The sequence below is a fragment of the Paenibacillus sp. FSL L8-0663 genome, assembly GCF_038008125.1.
GTDB classification, from domain to species: Bacteria; Bacillota; Bacilli; order Paenibacillales; family Paenibacillaceae; genus Paenibacillus; species Paenibacillus polymyxa_D.
Window position 1 is genome coordinate 221118 of sequence record NZ_JBBOYM010000001.1, and the last position, 19155, is coordinate 240272.

Consider the following 19155-nt stretch of genomic DNA (forward strand, 5'->3'; position numbering starts at 1 on the left):
CGCAAAAATGCTGATGGCGTCTCTTGACTCATGGTTTATGATCACGAAGTCTGAACGCTCAAAGCTTTTACGCATGAATAAAACAGGCCTACTCGCCACCGCGAGCAGGTCTGTTTTTTGTTATTATGGATGTGTATGAGAATTTATAACTTTGCAAAGGCTTAATGGCTGAGTGACTTGCTATAGCTGTTGTTATCTACTGGAAGCTGTGGTAGAATAAAAATAGTGTTTTGCGTTAATTTCCGGCTATTTATAACATGATATGTACATGTTTTCATAAAAGAGGCTGTGTTGTTTTGCAAAACAGATGTATAAGCTCAGGAGGTGGGATTTTTCATGGAAATCTTTTTGAAAGTGCTGCTCGTTGTGTTCTCGATTGCTGTTATTGCGGTTGTTTTACTGCAAAAGGGGAAAAGTGCAGGTTTGTCCGGTGCCATCTCTGGCGGTGCTGAGCATCTGTTCGGCAAGACAAAAGCTCGCGGTATGGATTTGATTTTACAACGCGCAACTGCTGTTTTGGGTGCGGGTTTCATGATCGTTTCTGTTTTAGTTGCATTTTTTGCAAAATAAGATAAATATGTACCTTAAGCCTTCGTTTCGCGGGAAACGGGGGCTTTTTTTAGATTTTGGACAGGCAGGGATGCCGTCGATTAAATTCGTGTATACTAGGGTATGAGTATATTAAGAGCCTTGTATCAGGAGCAAGGAACAAGGACATGCGGATTTTATTACTGAAAATTAAAGGTCACCCGAGGTGGACAATATTATGATAACAGAGCAACAACTACTCGATTTTATGCGCGAGACCGCATACAAACCCATGACTTACCAGGAGCTGGAGCAGCACTTTGAAATTAAGGATGCGGAAGATTTCCGTGAATTTCTTAAGCTTTTGAATGCCTTGGAGGAAGAGGGAAAAATTCTGCTGACCCGCACAAACCGTTATGGCGTGCCGGAACGGATGGATTTGCAGCGTGGGCGTTTGCAGGCTCATGCCAAGGGATTTGCTTTTTTGATTCCAGAGGACCGGGAGCACCCGGATGTATATATTCATGCCAATGATTTAAAGAGTGCGATGAATGGAGATACGGTACTGGTAAGAGTGTCCTCGAAGGGACCTGCGGGCGGTCGATTAGAAGGTGAAGTTGTACGGATCGTGAAGCGCGCAGTGCTTCAAGTAGTAGGCGTGTTTCAGAGCCACGAAGCATACGGTTTTGTTTTGCCGGATGATAAGCGCATTAACCGGGATATTTTCATTCCAAAGGATAGCTTCAACGGAGCTGTGAACGGGCAAAAGGTCGTTGTGCGCATTGTGAGCTATCCAGAAGGACGAGCTGCGGCGGAAGGCGAAGTGTTGGAGGTTTTGGGTCATAAGGATGATCCAGGCGTTGACATTTTGTCCGTTATTCGCAAGCATCAGCTTCCGGAAGCTTTTCCAGATGAAGTGACAGAGGAAGCCGAGAATGCTCCCGACGCGATTACGGAAGAAGAGATTGTACGTCAGGGGCGGCGCGATCTGCGTGATAAGATCATTGTTACCATTGATGGTGAGGATGCCAAAGACCTGGATGATGCTGTAAATGTAGAGCGCTTGCCGAACGGAAATTACCGTCTGGGCGTTCATATTGCCGACGTAGGGTATTATGTGCGTGAGAACTCCAAGCTGGATCAGGAGGCATATAACCGCGGTTGTAGCGTGTATTTGGTTGACCGTGTCATTCCTATGCTTCCACATCGACTTTCAAACGGAATATGTTCTTTGAATCCACAGGTGGATCGACTGACTTTATCCTGTGAGATGGAATTCAATGAGCATATGAAGGTTGTAAAGCATGATATTTTCACCAGTGTAATTAAAACGAAGGAACGGATGACGTACACTAACGTTCGCAAAATCCTCGAAGAGGAAGATGCTGAACTGATGGAACGGTACAAGGATCTGGTTGATGTATTCGGCACGATGAAGGAATTGGCATTGAAGCTGCGTGCTAATCGAATGCGCCGAGGTGCAGTTGATTTTGATTTTGATGAAGCCAAAGTGATTGTTGATGATGAAGGTAAAGCTGTCGATATTGTGAAGAGGGATCGTACGATAGCTGAACAAATTATTGAAGAGTTTATGTTGGCGGCCAATGAAACGGTAGCTGAACATTTCCATTGGCTCAAAGTACCTTTCTTGTACCGGATTCATGAGGACCCAGATCCAGAGAAGCTGCAAAACTTTATGGCTTTCGCAGCTAATTTTGGGCATCAGATCAAAGGTAGAGGGAATTCCATTCATCCGCGTGCACTGCAAACGTTGCTGGAAGACATTCAGGGTACGAAGGAGCAAACCGTGCTTAGCACGATGATGCTGCGTTCGATGAAGCAGGCAAAGTATGATGCGGAGTCGACAGGTCATTTTGGACTAGCAGCGGAATATTACTCTCATTTTACATCGCCGATTCGTCGTTACCCTGACTTGGTGATTCACCGTGTCATTCGTGAGGTATTGGAGAATGGCGGGGCTTTAACAGCCGAACGTCAGGAATATTTGACTGCACGTATGCCTGATATTGCGCAGCAATCTTCCGAGCGTGAGCGTGTAGCTGTGGATGCAGAGCGTGATACAGAGCAGATGAAAAAGGCTGAGTACATGCTGGATAAGGTCGGCGAGGAATTCGAGGGAATCATCAGCAGTGTAACCAGCTTCGGAATGTTCATAGAGCTCGACAATACAGTGGAGGGTCTGACGCGACTGAGTGCGCTTACGGACGACTATTATCATTTTGACGAGCAGCATATGGCGTTGATCGGCGAACGCACCTCCAAGGTGTTCCGCATTGGAGATGAGGTTAAGGTTCGGGTCGCGCGTGTAAATATGGAAGATTACACAATTGACTTTGAACTTGTCGATATGAAGCAACGGCAACGCCGTGAACGGACTGGCGGTACAGGACAGGGCGGAGGCTTTGCGCGTGGCGAGAGCCGTGGTAAAGGCAAAGGCCGAGAAGGGCGTGACCGCAAGGGCGGCAAGGATAAGACTGGCAAAGAGGGTAAAGGCAGTCGTGATGTTACCGGGAAGCCAAAAGAGGCTGGCGCAGGTAACGGAGGCATTAGCACCGCAGGCCGTTCAGGGCGCGGCGGTGGGAACGGGGCAGGAGCTGGTTCAGCTAGCAGCTTCGGCTTTGGCAGTGGCAAGGGCGGGTATAACTCGCCAGCATCCGGGGCAAGCAAGCGACGGAAGAAGACGTCTGCCAGCGGTATTTTCATCGGCGGAGCAGCTACACCAGGAAGTGATGCCAGACCAAACGGTGAAGGCGCAGCACGACGCAAACGGAAGAATAAGGGCGGAAGTGGCGGCAATAGCACCGCTGGCTTTGTGCGGAAAAAGAAGAAGTAGGTGGCTATACTTGCTTGCTAGAAGGCAGGAGTCTTCTTTCGTGGCAGGGGATGAAACTAATCATGCGACTTAGGTATAAAGGCGGTTTCTGTCTGCAGTAACGGATAGAAGCCGCCTTGTTTTAAGTGTGATGTTAGTGTTAGTTAGAAATGTAGAAGGCTTGCCCCTTCTTGCTTTTACCATCTGAAATTTGTTACAATATATTTCTAGGTGGCTCTTTGTAGCCAGATTTTGATGCCTGGATTTCAAGAGTGAATTACGTTATTCATAAGGAGTGGTATTCATGGGTAAGAAGGCAGACGGGAAAGTGCTCGCCCAGAACAAAAAAGCTTCCCATGACTATTTTATTGAGGACACCTACGAGGCGGGCATGGTATTAACGGGAACGGAAATTAAGTCTCTGCGAAATGGTCGTTCCAATATAAGTGATGCATTTGCTACGATCCGTAATGGCGAAATTCATATTCACAATATGCATATCAGTCCTTTTGAGCAAGGTAATCGTAATAATCCTACCGATCCGACGCGTACGCGTAAGCTGCTGTTGCATAAAGAGCAGATTCGCAAGCTTATCGGTCTGTCCAAACAGGAAGGTTACACGATTGTTCCGTTAAAGATTTATGTTCGCAATGGTTATGCCAAGCTTTTGCTCGGACTGGGTAGAGGTAAAAAGCAGTATGATAAACGTGATGCTGCCGCTAAACGCGATGCACAACGTGATATCCAACGCGCTTTGCGCGAGAAGCAGAAAATTGCGAGATAAGTTATTGTATTATTAGTTATGGTACAAATTACGTGGAGAAGTTACTTGTTCCTCTAATGGTGCTATTTTATAAGGCTTAAATGGCTTCATTTCGTTTCGTAATGGCCTGTAATATGGTATACTAACGAAGTAGTCAGTTTTAAAGCTTTTAACTTTGTTCGAGTGTTGAATCTTAGGATTCAGCTTTTGGTATTATGCATGCTTATGCTCCGGTATTTCCGGATTTATCCGTGGAGCCCTTTTATAATAAGGGGGCGTTTATGGATTCGACGGGGATAGTTCGAGCATGGGTAGCGGGTAGTGGGGACGCGTCCGCTTCATCAACGCTAAAGCCTATTAAACGGCAAACAACAAAACAACTACGCTTTCGCAGCCTAAGAAACTGTGTGCGTGCTTCTACTCTGCATCGCCCATGTGACAGGGATAGGGGCTAACAAATAGTGGGATACGCTGTCTCATCTCCGCCTGCGGTGAGCTGAAGAAGATAATCAGGCTGACCCAACGTATAGCCGGTTACGGGGCGATACTCGGGTGACATCAAAACTGTGACTACACCCGTAGAAGCTTATGTGTCGTTATCTTCGGACAGGGGTTCGACTCCCCTCGCCTCCATACGTAGTATCAGTAACGGACACCATTCGGTGTCCGTTTTTTCTCGTGGACTCGAAAAGGGAGGACCACTTCGGCTCGATGGCTTCTATTTTCTCTGCCATCGAATACGATAGATTCAGATATAAGGTGATATAGCTAGGACGACAAAATATTTTGACAGAGTATTTATCGTGTGGGAATATTGGGGTATCTGATTTTGTAGTGAAGAGGTGTTGCCATTACCGACTAAGTAGTAGTAACCGTTAAATTAATTCATAACTGAGTTGCACAATCTACTAAAAGGGGTCTGAAAGAGATGTCTAACCTGTTTGAAAAATTTAGATTGATAACCATGGTACTTTTAATGTTATTTATGATGACTTCTAATAACTCAGGTTTTGTCTATGCTTCGTCCAACGAAATATCTGCATCTAATCCTTCACATCAGTTCATTAATGTTGCAGCTGACTCCCTCAGGTCATATGCAGTTAAATCAGACGGAACTGTATGGGGTTGGGGATCAGGGTTGAACGAAAGAGGCGAGTTGGTTGGTTACCCTAACTTTGTTGAAATTCCAGTGAAGATTCCAAATGTGAGTGAAATAACGAAAGTTGTTGGTGGGATGAATAGTTTTCAGCTTGCCTTGAAATCAGACGGAACTGTATGGTCCTGGGGATATAACAGCGAAGGTCAGCTAGGCGACGGAACAAATACTTACAGATCGAAACCTGTAATGATACATAATCTACATGATGTAATTTCTATATCAGCTGGAAGTCATCATTCACTGGCTTTAAAATCAGATGGAACAGTATGGACTTGGGGCTATAACGCATATGGAATTTTGGGGGATGGATCTTATGTTGATCAATATACTCCAGTTCAAGTGAAAAATTTGTCAAATGTCATTTCTATCACAGGTAGTTATGAAAAATCAAAAGCTGTCAAATCAGATGGGACTGTGTGGGAGTGGGGATACTTAGTTAATGGTTCAAATTATCAGACCACACCAACACAAATTTTAGGAATAGAAAATGTAAAAGCACTCGCTAATATTTCTACATTAGCTACACTGGCACTTAAAGCGGATGGGACTGTCTGGGTTTGGGATGACTATAGATCAACTCCTACACAAGTTGAAAATCTAGATAACATTGTAGCTATATCAAATGGAATGGCATTGAAGTCAGATGGGAAAGTTGTATTAATTAAAGAAGACATATTCACTAATCAAATTGAAGTAACTCCAGTTGAATTAACAGATGTCACTCAAATATCTAAAACATACGCCCAATACCCCGGTCATCAACTAGCAATAAAAAAAGATGGATCGGTCTGGGCTTGGGGCGGCAACGATTATGGACAGCTAGGTGATGGTACACTTGATGATAAGCTCATACCAGTTGAGGTGAATTTCCCTGGTGATGAACTTGTCCACAGTGTTACAGGTTCCGTATACGGTATTGAGGGTATGCCAGTGGAGTATGCTACCGTAACAGCTAGCACGTATAACCAATCTTGGACGGTGACTACGGATGTGTATGGGAAATACACACTATTACTTCCTTCAGAAATTTATACATTAAGCGTTTATGCAGATGGCTATGTAGATAATTCAAAATCAAATGTAAGTGTGACTTCAAGTGCGTATGATACATTTGATTTTAACTTGGTGGGGTATGGTGGATTTGTTAAATTAGTATTTAAAGATACTGATGGCAAAGCATTAATAAATCCAATGATATCTATAAAAAGAATGGATAATAGCACCGTCTACTCAGGAGTAATTTATGGGAAAGACGAATGGGTTTATCCTTTAGGTGTTGGGACATATAACGTTACAATTGGTGAAGTCACTCGTCTTGTTGATGTTGAACTAAATAAATTATACATTTTTGACCCAATGAACTCTAAAGCTGGAAGTGTAATAAAAGGTAAGGTGAGTGGAGTTGATGGCTATCCAGTGGAGCAAGCTACGGTAATTGCTAGTACGTACAATCAATTATGGACAGCTACGACCGATGTATATGGGGAATATACTCTCTCGGTTCCTTCCGGAAAATATACGTTGAATGCCTTTGCCAATGGGTATATTAAAAGTTCCAAATCAGATGTGAGTGTTACTTCTAGTGTTTATGAAACAGCTGATTTTAACCTGGTTGGCTACGGTGGATTTGTTAAATTCGTATTCAAAGATGCTGAGGGTAAACCCTTGTCAAATCCATATCTGTCCATAAGAAGAGCAGACAATACCTTTACCTACTCGGGAATCGTCTATGGAAAAGATGAGTGGATATATCCACTAAGTGTTGGAGAATATGATATCACGATTGGTGAAGTTACTCGACGCATTAATGTAAAGCTTAATGAACTATTAATACTTAATCCAGCTGACCCAAATTAAGCCGGTTACGGGGCGATACTCGGGTGACATCAAAACTGTGACTACACCCGTAGAAGCTTATGTGTCGTTATCTTCGGACAGGGGTTCGACTCCCCTCGCCTCCATTTGAGTAAGACAAGAAAGCCATCAGCCAGTGATTCTGGTTGGTGGCTTTTTATTGTGGCTCTAGCAATTGAGTTGAAGAGGTTTTACACAACTTGTAGCTTAAAGGTGTCTCTAAGTGTTCTGGCTGCTTTTCTTTTCGAAAAACTGTTGACACGGATAGAAAAGTATTATATCTTTATATCAAGATAAATAAATTAAAGACAAAAACAATCATAAAATTTTGAATAGGGGGGTATATACATGATTACAATTTTAGAAAGAATTAATCAGCTCGCAAAAAAAGCAAAAGAAATCGGGTTAACTGAAATCGAAAAAATGGAACAAACCGATCTTCGCAAAGAATACCTTCAAATCTTTCGGGGCTCTGTACAAAGCATTCTCTTGAATGCTACGATCTATGATCCGAATGGAGATGATGTTACTCCTGAAAAACTTAGAAAAGAACAGGCTCGAGTCACTAAGCAATAGATTTAATTTTATTTAATATCTCTAATTTAATAATCTTAAAATAATATAATATGGAGAGTGATTCTTATGTTGGCAAGTGGATTGTTATTGATACGTTTGGTGGTTGGATTGTTATTGGTGGGGCATGGAGCGCAAAAGCTTTTTGGGTGGTTTGGCGGCTATGGTCCAAAGGGTACGGGCGGTTGGATGGAATCGATTGGCATTAAGCCCGGAGTATTCATGGCAGTGGCTGCTGGGTTGATGGAATTGTTGGGAGGAGCTCTATTTGCTGTAGGATTGCTCACTCCACTGGCTGTATTGTTGATTACGGCGACTATGCTCGGAGCAATTTTCAAAGTACATGGCCAAAACGGGATCTGGGCAACGGCTAATGGCTATGAATATCCGCTAGTTCTTATTGCAGTTGTAATCGGTATTGCGTTGACAGGAGCAGGTTCATATTCCATTGATGCAATACTTAGATAAAACATGATGTTAGGTCATTAAAAGTCATCAATAACAAAAAATAAAGGTTCCTACGATTAAAGGAGGGTTTCATATGTCGCTTCAAACTACAGGTATCCATCATATTACAGCTTTCGCCGGTAATCCGCAGGAAAACTTCGACTTCTATGCCGGCGTCCTGGGACTTCGGTTAGTGAAGAAAACAATCAACTTCGATGCTCCTGAGGTTTACCACTTGTACTTTGGTAACGGTGCAGGAAGTCCTGGAACGATCATTACATTTTTTCCTGCACCAGGAACCCCCAAAGGACGAATCGGAGGCGGCCAGGTGGGCATAACCTCGTATGTAGTACCCCCAGGTTCACTTGATTTTTGGCAGCATCGTTTGCAAAGCTTTGATATTCAAGTTACGAAAACGAGCCGTTTTTCTGAACAATATCTTCAATTTGAGGATAATGAGGGCTTACGTCTTGAGCTTGTTGAACGTGAAGAGGGAGCGAATAGTACTTGGTCTTACGGTGGCATTTCAGCCGATAAAGCAATTAAGGGGTTTGGAGGTGCCGTGCTATTTAGTGTCAATCCACAGAGAACGATGGATGCATTGAAGAGCATACTCGGATTTACGAAAATCGCTGAAGACGCCGAATATGCGCGTTATCAGTCCGTAGGAGAAATCGGCAACATCGTGGATGTCCCACTCGCCAAAATAGGTCTAGGCTTTGGTGGAGCAGGCACGGTACATCACATTGCATGGCGTGCAAAAGACTTCGAACAACATGAAGAATGGAGAAGCGCAGTCCAGCATTATGGCTATCAGCCGACTCCAATCATAGACCGCCAATATTTTAATGCTATATATTTCAGAGAAGCGGGCGGCATCCTATTTGAAATTGCTACAGATCCACCGGGATTTGCTAACGATGAACCTGCTGAATCTATGGGGCAGAAATTAATGCTGCCAGAGTGGTATGAACCGCAGCGGGCTCAAATCGAGGCCAATCTGCATCCTATTAAAGTGAGAACATTAACGGAAAAACAAAAGTAAGAAAAAGTTGCATATGACTCTTCCATAAGACAGCTTGCCGAGTTTGGCCTGCTCTCAGATGGAGGAGTCTTTTTATTACGGGAAAAATTCATGTGTCTCGTGCTCTTCCGGCCTCTTGCTATTCTACCAGCTTTTCAGACTTCACCAGCATTTCTCGTAATACGTGAGCGACTCGACTTTTCCGGTTCGCTGCTTTCCTTTTTATCAAGTGTAATGACTTTTTGTATGCAAGAGTATGGCTTTGATCGTAGAACTGTTTGGCTGCAATGCGTAGTGTTCTTCTTAATAACAGTGCTGATGAGCGTGTTAACCTAGAGCGGAATCCCCTGCGCAATACCCGCAATGTATTTTTGTAGGTCTCGAAGTCCTCGGATGGAGGGATAAGGGCGAATAAATTTAACGAGGAGTCATTGAATCCGTAGGTTTCATACATGATTCTCAGATTTTCCGTATTTAACACGTTACCTCTAAGATAGGTGGGATGTTCCTGATGATACCCGACCACCTCTTTGATGCAATAAAAAGGGATCTTCAAGCGATGCAGTCTATAGCCAAGGTCCCAGTCCTCGAGTCCATAGAGCACAAACCGTTCATTGAAACCTCCAATACGAATCAAGTGACTGCGTCTGGTGGCTACACAACGAGTAACCAGCAGCATCCAGGGGGCTACGTCCGTTGAGGCAAATTGTTTCTGCGTATTCGGAGGAACCCTTGTGGGACTAACTACTTTAGACAGTGCACCCGTTTGGTGAAGGATATCTTCTGGGGTTATGATCGGAGTAATTTCGTTTGCTGCTTCATAGTCAGCATTCCATAAGTTGGACTGCGTAAGTATGTTGCGACATTGTTCTTTTTCTTCAGGAGAAAAGTCAGGGTAATAATGGGTAAAAGCATCGTCCCACGAGTGAGGAATGCCTGAAAGCACGGACTTGGGATATTTACGGTGATAACGGCTCACGATCCTAATAAATTCCGGTAATACTACAAAGTCAGCGTCGCAGAAGATGATGTATAGCCCTCTTGCACGGCGCAGTCCCAAATTTCGAACGGCAGATCGACCGCGTTGTTCCTGATGTGACACATAGATAAGAGGATAGGATGCTTTGAAGCCTTCGACCATTTCTCTCGTTCCGTCTGTAGAACCGTCATCAGCTACAATGACTTCGAATAGTTGCTTTGGATAGGTTTGTGTCTCAAATGAAGCGAGTGTAAGCAACAATTGCTGGACTCGATTATAGGTTGGAATGATGACGCTGTAGCGGATAGCCAATATGATCTCCCCCCCACCATTTTTATTAGTGAACGTATGAACAAGATAAATAATAACAATGTATTCAAGGATTTTAGCCTGGTCTAGTCAAACATCCCTCAAGGTTCGAAACAGGCTTGGTCTTATCGCGGAAGTTAAGGTGGGAGTTCTGTATTTTCTGCTAATTTGCAGGTACGTTCAGTGGTGTTATGTATGTATAATCATGGTATTATGCATAGAGATGTAAAGTAAAAGCGCGGGCGTTTCCTATCCGCTGAAAGCCCACTCAGCATACAGAAACAAACATGAGATGAAATGGGCAAGTTATGGTAAACTATATGGAGTTATAGAAGACCTGAAAGAGGAGTACTATATGACACAATTTGTCTATAAGCAAATTATTGACGATCTCAAGATGAAAATCTTTGCTGGAAAGTTTGCAGATATGAGATTGCCAGATGAACGTAGTCTTAGTGAGACTTACCAGGTTAGTCGTAGTTCAATTAAACGTGCTCTGACTAAAATGGAGAATGTCGGAATTATTTTTAAAAAACAAGGTTCCGGGACATTTATTAATCCATTATACATAAGAAATGAATCTATCTTTAACTACGAAGGCTCTAATCTAGGAGTCACTGATAATTTTCAAATGCATGGTAAAAAGCCTAAGATCAAAGTATTGAGTTTTGAGGTCATTCCGCCAACAGAAGAATTACAGCGCGATTTGTTCTTGGAGACTCATGATTTTGTTTACAAAATTGTCCGCTTACGTCTGTTTGATGATGATCCTTTTATGATTGAAACGGGCTATATTCCCATTAAAATTGTCCAGAATTTAAATCAGACAATTATCGAGGGGTCCATTTTTAATTATTTGGAGGACTCGCGGAACTTGGCCGTCACCAAATCTTTTTTATCCATTTTTGCAGAACCGTCTCAAGAGAATGATCAAAAGCTGCTACATTTAAATGAAAATGAGCCTGTAGGTATTATGGAAGGTGTGTTCTTTTTAGATAACGGTACGCCATTTGAGTTTTCTCATATGCGATTTCATTACAAATATTTAAAATTTAATACCTTTGTATCGGTTCACTAATGATAAGACTGGAGAATTCTCCGGTCTTTTTTTTATAATTTTGAGAAAAGGATTGGAGCCTGCGATTGCAACGTTTATTACAAATTTTATTGGTTTATACTTCTATATATTTTAATGTAAGAGCTTTTTTACTGTCTTTTTAATTTATATTTCATAGTATGTTCAAAATTTCACAAAATTGGACCGTATCACTTGTGAAAAAGGTTGAATTTAATCGGCACGGCGTTATGATGTACATGTAGATGAAATTTCCGGAAATAAATTACAAACAATACTACTTAGGGAGTGGACACCATGTCATTATCACCCGTGTTAGCAGATTATTCATCTAAAACATATTTAGAAAAACTTGATGCATATTGGCGTGCAACGAACTACATTTCGGTAGGTCAGCTTTATTTAAAAGATAATCCTTTGTTGAGAGAGCCTTTAAAAGATTCAGATGTGAAGGTTAAGCCTATTGGACACTGGGGCACAATTCCAGGACAAAACTTTATTTATGCACATCTAAATCGTGTTATTAATAAATATGATTTGAACATGCTTTACATTGAGGGCCCTGGTCACGGCGGTCAGGTTATGGTTTCAAATTCATATCTGGATGGAAGTTACACCGAAATCTATCCGCAAATTACGCAAGATATCCCAGGTATGAAGAAATTGTTCAAACAATTCTCTTTCCCTGGCGGTATTGCTTCACATGCTGCTCCTGAAACACCTGGATCTATCCATGAAGGTGGAGAATTAGGCTACTCCCTTTCTCATGGTGTAGGTGCCATTCTGGATAATCCTGATCTGATTTCGGCTGTTGTTATTGGTGATGGCGAAGCTGAAACGGGTCCACTAGCCGCTTCGTGGTTCTCTAACAGATTTATCAACCCGATCACGGATGGTGCAGTGCTGCCAATCTTGCACTTGAATGGCTTTAAGATTAGTAACCCAACGATTATGTCTCGTCAATCGAAAGAAGAATTGACCTCATACTTTAAAGGTTTGGGCTGGGAGCCATTCTTTGTTGAAGGTGAAAATCCGGATCACATGCATCCAGAAATGGCGAAAGTATTGGATACGGCCATCGAGAAAATTGAAGCTATTCAAAAGAATGCGCGTGAAAATAATGATCTTACTCGTCCAGCGTGGCCGATGATTGTATTCCGTTCACCTAAAGGCTGGACGGGTCCAAAGGAATGGGACAACGTGCCGAATACAAATTCATTCCGTGCCCATCAGGTTCCAATTCCGGTTGATCAAAAAAATATGCAGCACGCACCTGCTTTGTTAGAATGGTTGAATAGCTACAGACCAGAGGAATTGTTCGACGAAAACGGTCGTTTAAAACCTGAGCTTGCTGAAATTCTACCTACAGGTGATAAACGTATGGGAATGAACCCTGTTGCGAATGCGGGTAACCTCATTAAAGACTTGAAATTACCGGATTTCCGTAACTATGCGCTGGATAATTCCGTCCCTGGTAAAGTGATTGCGCAAGATATGTCGGTTTTAGGGAAATACGTTAAAGATGTAGTTGTCTTAAATGAAGAAAATCGTAATTTCAGAATCTTCGGGCCGGATGAAACGATGTCTAACCGCTTGGCACCTGTTTTTGAAGTAACCAAACGCCAATGGATGGACCAAATTATTGAACCTAATGATGAATTTTTGTCGTCCTATGGCCGCGTAATTGACTCCCAATTATCCGAACACCAAGCTGAAGGATTGCTGGAAGGTTATGTGTTAACTGGTCGTCATGGTTTCTTTGCAAGTTACGAAGCTTTCCTGCGTGTGGTTGACTCAATGATCACCCAACACTTTAAGTGGCTGCGTAAAGCAACGGATCAAGGATGGCGTGCAGATATCCCATCATTGAATGTCGTAGCAACTTCAACGGTGTTCCAACAGGATCATAATGGGTATACACACCAAGATCCAGGTTTGTTGGGTCATTTGGCTGATAAAAAACCGGAATTTATTCGGGAGTATCTGCCAGCGGATGCCAATTCCTTGTTGGCTGTTTTCGACACCATTTTAAACGACCGTCAAAAGATCAATTTGATTGTTTCGTCCAAACACCCACGTCCACAATGGTTTACTGCTGATGAAGCGAAGGAATTGGTGGATAAAGGGTTGAAGATCATTGACTGGGCAAGTACAGATCAAGGTGGAGAACCTGATCTTGTCATTGCTTCTGCTGGTACAGAGCCAACGATTGAAAGTTTAGCTGCGATTTCCATTTTGCATGAAAAACTGCCTGAATTGAAGATTCGGTACATCAACGTGGTAGATTTGCTGAAACTGAGAAGTCAAAAGCTAGACCCGCGTGGATTATCTGACGCCGAGTTTGATCATTTTTTCACAAAGGATAAACCAGTAGTTTTCGCTTTCCATGGTTACGAAGGTCTGATCAAAGATTTGTTCTTTGATCGTCACAATCATAATTTACGTGTACATGGTTACCGTGAGAACGGCGATATTACGACACCATTTGATATGCGTGTATTGAATCAAATGGATCGTTTTGACTTAGTGAAGGAAGCTGTTCTCAACTTACCTGACGCTGGGAAGTACACCAACATTGTGGATGAAATGGATGCTACGGTTAAGAAACATCATCAATTCATTCGCGAAGAGGGCATTGACTTGCCAGAGGTAGAGAACTGGGTATGGAAAGGCTTGAAATAAAAATTAAGACGCTTCAACTTTGTGTTGGACAACCAAGCAATTCAGCATGAAGTGGAATATATGATTTGGTAGCGGTATACGAGTGCCTGACTCCTTGAATTCAAGTATGATTTCAACGGGGATCAGGCACTTTTTGATGTAGCATACAGAGAATTTAATAGGAAAGTCACGAACTGGTGGGTAATAAGTATAGGAGGAACCGAGTCATTTGCTGTATTTTTCTGAGCATTAAAGGTGTTGCGGTATAAGAGAATAGTAAAGGAGGCTGTTAATATGAACGATCCAATTCCGGAGAAGGTATTGAATGATGGCACTAAGGTGCCCGTCATTGGATTTGGGACTGCTGGATTGAAGGGTGCAGATGGAGTCAAGGCAATTACCAGCGCGATTGATGCAGGTTACCGTCTGATCGACACAGCGTTCAACTATGAAAATGAGGGTGCTGTCGGGAAAGCGGTCCAGCAGAGCTCTGTGCCCAGAGAAGAATTGTTGATTTGCTCCAAACTACCAGGTCGCCGACATGCTTACCAAGAAGCCATTGTAACGATCGAAGAGTCATTATATAGAGGAGGTCTGGACTATTATGATCTGTACCTAATCCATTGGCCGAATCCCCAAATTGATCGATATGTTGAAGCCTGGCAGGCGTTAATTGAGGCGAAGAAAAGGGGCTATATCCGTTCCATTGGGGTGTGCAATTTCTTGCCCGAGCATAATGAACGTTTAATTCGGGAAACAGGTGTCACGCCGAGCTTAAATCAAGTTGAATTGCACCCATTATTTAATCAGGAACATCAGCGTGCAAAAGATGCTGAACAGGGCATCGTGACGGAATCGTGGAGCCCCTTGGGTCGTGGTCACAGTATGCTGGAGAATGAAGAGATTGGGAAAATTGCTGCTGCTCATGGTAAAACGAATACACAAGCGATTTTACGTTGGCATATCCAACTTGGAGCAATCCCGATCCCGAAGGCCTCTTCTTTAAAACACCAAACGGAGAATTTGGATATTTTTGATTTTGAGTTGTCTCCAGAGGAAATGAACATGATTTCGGCATTTAGCAGTGAGGATGGACGGATCTGGGGGCAGGACCCCAAGTCCTATGAAGAACTATAATCAGGAACAATAAAATAAAGGGGTTCAAAAATCTGTAGCGGGTTTTTGGACCCTTTGCTTTTATCATAAAACGAACACACATCCGAAAGTGATCAGTGGGTCAGTATATAGAGCTATAATGAACATTTTTTACTGGATTTGATGTATGATATGGTGGAATGTAGTCCTTTCGAAGGAGGTCATCATGGGAATTTTGTCGAGGTTTAGGGATATTATGAAAATGAATGTTAACGCCTTAATGGATAAGGTGGGAGATCCGGAGAAAACCATTGACGATTATATGCGGAATTTGAACAGTGATCTAGGCAAGGTGAAAGCGGAGACGGTATCAGTATTGGCTGATGAGAGAAGGGCGAAAAGAGCACTGGATGAATGCAAAGCCGGGATCAAAAAGCTCCAGCATTATGCCAGTAAGTCTGTGGAAGCTGGTAATGAAGAGGAAGCTCGAAAGTTTCTGGAGAGAAAAGGTTTGCAAGCGGAGAAATTGGAACAATTACAAACGTCCTATGATGTAGCTTCGACAAACGCCGTAAATATGAAGATAATGCAGGAGAAGTTGGTGTCCGATATGGGGCAACTAGAAGCGCGGCACGCTGAACTTAAAGGGAAGATGGCGGTTGCCAAAGCACAGCAAACCTTGAATTCTATAGGTAGCAAGAATTCTGCTTTTGAGGTTATGGAAGAGCAGGTGAACAGAGCGTATGATGAGGCGATGGCTATAGCTGAGCTTCGGGCAGGAACGAAGGACGACCTGGATGCTTTATTTGCACAATACAAGAAGAGTACGAATACAGAAGATGAATAACAAGTATCTACATGAAGAGGTGAGCAGATGCCGGTTATCGAATACAAATGCCCCAACTGCGGCAGCGGTATGGTCTTTGACAGTGAGACAGGGAGGTTATCCTGTCATAGTTGCGGAAGAGAGGACAATATCGAATCTATTCCTGATCCTCTGATAAATCGTATTTTTTCAGAAGATGAGGCTCATGAGTATCATTGTAATAACTGCGGAGCGGTGATTATGACCGAAGTGGAGACGAGTGCAACGGTGTGCAGCTTTTGTGGTTCTGCCGTGGTTCTCGGGGATCGACTGACTGGGAAGCTGGCTCCAGCGCAGGTTATTCCTTTTTCAATCAGTAAGGAAGAAGCCATAGCTGCTTTCAAAAAATGGTGCAAGAATGGCCGTCTGACGCCGAATCGGTTCATGATAGCAGACCGAATCAAGGGAATAACCGGGATGTATGTGCCTTTCTGGTTATATGAATTACATAATAAAATTGAGGTTCAAGGTGAAGGTACCCAAGTGCGAACCTATACGAGTGGAGACTACGAATATACGGAAACGAAGCATTTTGATGTATATCGGAAAATCCGTTTGAATTATGTAAAGGTTCCGATTGATGCTGCGGAGAAAATGAACGACGAGCTGATGGATAAATTGGAGCCATTTCCATACGATCAGCTAAAACCCTTTAAAATGCCATATCTAGCAGGTTATATTGCAGAGAAATACAGTTATAACGAAGAAGAGCTTTTCCCGCGAGTGAAAGAAAAAGTGAAGGAATATATTGATGCTTATATTCATTCTACGGTGTCAGAGTATACGGCCGTGAGTTATACGGAAAAGCAAATTGATACTACATTAAAACAAGCGGATTATGTCCTGCTCCCCGTGTGGGTCATACACTATGACTATAATCAATTGGAGCATACGTTTGCTATGAACGGACAGACGGGCAAGGTAGTCGGTAAGCCTCCGATTAGCAAGTTCAAGGTGACGGCTTGGTTTGCAGGCATTTTCGGAATTACTCTCTTTTCATTAAGGTTAATCACTTGGTTGATGATGGGAGGAGAATTCTATTGAAAAGACATAGAGCCATTGTAGCCGTTTTGTTGTTCTTTGCTGTTTTTCTGGCGCTTCCTATGGAAATGAAGGGCGAACCAGCAACGACAGAAATGAAGTCATTGATTTATGACGAAGCGGGTTTGCTCAATCAGGAAGAGTATGATGTGTTGAACACGATGGCTAATCAATACGGGGCTGAAAGAGAAACGGACATTATTATTTATACAACCCCCAATCCCGACAATATGGATGTTATGAAAATGACGCAGGACTTTTATGATGACCATGGCCCAGGGTATGACAGAGCTCATGGGAACGCGGTTATTTTAACGATGGATATGAGAAATAGAGAGGTATACTTGGCTGGATTTTATAAGGCAGAACGGTATCTGGATGATGACAGGCTTACTAAAATACGCCATGAGATTAGCCCGGATCTGACGAACGGCAACTATGGGCTGGCATTTCAAAAGTATATTCTAGGCGCGCATAAATATTTGGCGATCCGTTCAGGGGTGAACCCAGACAGTATATTTTTTAAAGGCTGGCTTCATTTGGCGATTGCACTGGGATTGGCGGCGATGATCGTGGGCAAGATGGTTTCCAATTCTGGCGGTCGGGTTACGGTAAATCGACAGACCTACGAGGATGCGAACGCTTCAGGAGTTCTGGAGCATCGAGATCAGTATCTTCACACAACGACAACGAAACGGAAGATTGAAAAGAGCAGCAGTAGCAGTAGCTCAGGCGGTGGTGGCGGAACTACCAGCGGCGGTCATTCGCATAGCGGCAGCAGAGGATCATTTTAACTGAGGATTTTGCAAAAATCCTAAACGGAAAGGATGGATACAGTATGGGATTCTTCAGAAATCAATTTGCAAATGTTGTAGAATGGGAAGAATTTAGAGATGATATGATTTTCTGGAAGTGGAGTAATCGTGAAATTAAAAAAGGAAGTAAGTTAATTATCCGCTCCGGTCAAGACGCGATTTTTGTAAATAACGGCAAAATAGAGGGTATTTTTGAGAATGAAGGGTCATATAACATGGACTCTGACATTATTCCATTTTTATCCACCTTAAAAGGGTTTAAATTTGGTTTTAACAGTGGCATGAGGGTAGAGGTCTTATTCGTTAATACGAAGGAGTTTACTGTCAAATGGGGGACGCAGAATCCAGTGCTGATCCCGACTCCCCAGCTGCCAGGCGGGATGCCGATCCGTGCCAATGGCACATTTAATTTTAAAGTGAACGATTATGTTACGCTCATCGATAAGATTGCCGGAGTGAAGGACAGTTATCTCGTTGAGGATGTTAAAATACGCATTACTTCAGTATTGGATCAGTTATTGATGAAGTGGATCAGCAGAGAAGGAAAGGACATGTTCAATCTGCAGGCGAATGCTTCTGACATTTCAAAAGGTATTCAAGAAGATCTGGATATGCAAGTGATGGACAACGGTATGACGATTACTGGCTTTCATGTGATGAGCTTCAATTATCCTCAAGAAATCCAAGATATGATTACGAAGACAGCCTCTCATGAAATGATCGGTAATCTGCAAAAGTACCAACAAGTGACGATGACGGACGGGATTGCATCGGGTAATGTAAAAGGCGGCGGTGCAGCTTCGGATATGGCGAGTATGATGATGGGGATGAATATAGCAAATGAAATGATGAAAAATTTGAACCCGAACCCAAAGCCTTCGGCTGAGACTCAGCCTACACCTGCTGGTCCCCCTTCATCTGGAGACGGGAATAAGCCCAATTTTTGTCCGAATTGCGGTACAAAAAACGAAGGAGCTAACTTCTGTCCGAATTGTGGACAAAAATTGAACGGATAACATAGCTACGGCCAAGCTTCTTTACAAGTCAAAAGGCAGTTATCGCAGAGTATCTTCTGTGATAGCTGCTTTTTTATGTAGTTCGTTCAAGTATTTTCTTTATAAATCTGATTTATTG

General features: G+C 42.9%; 15 protein-coding genes and 1 other RNA gene. 15 read left to right on the forward strand and 1 reads right to left on the reverse strand.

What is annotated here, in order from left to right; translation table 11 throughout:
* The first annotated feature begins 336 nt into the window (after positions 1-336).
* From secG to MKY75_RS01020, 8 genes are all read left to right on the forward strand, one after another.
* Positions 337-570: a preprotein translocase subunit SecG gene (gene secG, locus MKY75_RS00985; RefSeq protein WP_013308268.1), complete on the forward strand. Its 234-nt coding sequence runs from the start codon at positions 337-339 to the stop codon at positions 568-570.
* A gap of 196 nt (positions 571-766) precedes the next feature.
* Positions 767-3382: a ribonuclease R gene (gene rnr / locus MKY75_RS00990; protein WP_340884001.1), complete on the forward strand. Its 2616-nt coding sequence runs from the start codon at positions 767-769 to the stop codon at positions 3380-3382.
* Between the two features lie 283 nt (positions 3383-3665).
* Positions 3666-4145 (forward strand): SsrA-binding protein SmpB, encoded by a 480-nt coding sequence (gene smpB, locus MKY75_RS00995; protein WP_013308270.1) that lies wholly within the window; start codon positions 3666-3668, stop codon positions 4143-4145.
* A gap of 250 nt (positions 4146-4395) precedes the next feature.
* Positions 4396-4760: a transfer-messenger RNA gene (gene ssrA / locus MKY75_RS01000) on the forward strand.
* 292 nt (positions 4761-5052) lie between these two features.
* The gene (locus MKY75_RS01005; protein WP_208332763.1) at positions 5053-7140 is read left to right on the forward strand and encodes a carboxypeptidase regulatory-like domain-containing protein; all 2088 of its coding nucleotides are present in this window, start codon (positions 5053-5055) and stop codon (positions 7138-7140) included.
* A 345-nt stretch (positions 7141-7485) separates the two neighbouring features.
* The gene (locus tag MKY75_RS01010) at positions 7486-7713 is read left to right on the forward strand and encodes a DUF896 domain-containing protein (RefSeq protein WP_340884002.1); all 228 of its coding nucleotides are present in this window, start codon (positions 7486-7488) and stop codon (positions 7711-7713) included.
* A 66-nt stretch (positions 7714-7779) separates the two neighbouring features.
* A complete protein-coding gene (locus MKY75_RS01015) occupies positions 7780-8178 on the forward strand; it encodes a DoxX family protein (RefSeq protein WP_340884004.1) in 399 nt (132 codons plus the stop codon).
* Between the two features lie 73 nt (positions 8179-8251).
* Entirely contained in the window at positions 8252-9202 is a 951-nt protein-coding gene (locus MKY75_RS01020; RefSeq protein ID WP_340884006.1) for a ring-cleaving dioxygenase, read from the forward strand.
* Positions 9203-9320: 118 nt separating this feature from the next.
* Here MKY75_RS01020 and MKY75_RS01025 read toward each other — a convergent pair whose 3' ends face one another.
* Entirely contained in the window at positions 9321-10472 is a 1152-nt protein-coding gene (locus tag MKY75_RS01025; protein WP_340884007.1) for a glycosyltransferase family 2 protein, read from the reverse strand.
* A 352-nt stretch (positions 10473-10824) separates the two neighbouring features.
* Here MKY75_RS01025 and MKY75_RS01030 point away from each other — a divergent pair, with 352 nt between their 5' ends.
* The 7 genes from MKY75_RS01030 to MKY75_RS01060 all read left to right on the forward strand — a co-directional run bounded on the left by MKY75_RS01030 (position 10825) and on the right by MKY75_RS01060 (position 19037).
* Positions 10825-11547: a GntR family transcriptional regulator gene (locus tag MKY75_RS01030; RefSeq protein WP_023986502.1), complete on the forward strand. Its 723-nt coding sequence runs from the start codon at positions 10825-10827 to the stop codon at positions 11545-11547.
* A 294-nt stretch (positions 11548-11841) separates the two neighbouring features.
* The gene (locus MKY75_RS01035) at positions 11842-14226 is read left to right on the forward strand and encodes a phosphoketolase family protein (protein ID WP_340884008.1); all 2385 of its coding nucleotides are present in this window, start codon (positions 11842-11844) and stop codon (positions 14224-14226) included.
* A 273-nt stretch (positions 14227-14499) separates the two neighbouring features.
* Entirely contained in the window at positions 14500-15342 is an 843-nt protein-coding gene (locus tag MKY75_RS01040; RefSeq protein WP_340884011.1) for an aldo/keto reductase, read from the forward strand.
* 184 nt (positions 15343-15526) lie between these two features.
* The gene (locus tag MKY75_RS01045; protein WP_340884012.1) at positions 15527-16147 is read left to right on the forward strand and encodes a PspA/IM30 family protein; all 621 of its coding nucleotides are present in this window, start codon (positions 15527-15529) and stop codon (positions 16145-16147) included.
* Between the two features lie 27 nt (positions 16148-16174).
* Positions 16175-17209, forward strand: a complete 1035-nt coding sequence (locus MKY75_RS01050; RefSeq protein WP_069010173.1) for a TFIIB-type zinc ribbon-containing protein — start codon at positions 16175-16177, stop codon at positions 17207-17209.
* The gene (locus MKY75_RS01055) at positions 17206-18000 is read left to right on the forward strand and encodes a TPM domain-containing protein (RefSeq protein ID WP_340884014.1); all 795 of its coding nucleotides are present in this window, start codon (positions 17206-17208) and stop codon (positions 17998-18000) included. Before MKY75_RS01050 ends, MKY75_RS01055 begins: the two co-directional genes overlap by 4 nt.
* Before the next feature lie 44 nt (positions 18001-18044).
* Positions 18045-19037: an SPFH domain-containing protein gene (locus MKY75_RS01060; RefSeq protein ID WP_029516925.1), complete on the forward strand. Its 993-nt coding sequence runs from the start codon at positions 18045-18047 to the stop codon at positions 19035-19037.
* The last annotated feature ends 118 nt before the right edge of the window (positions 19038-19155 follow it).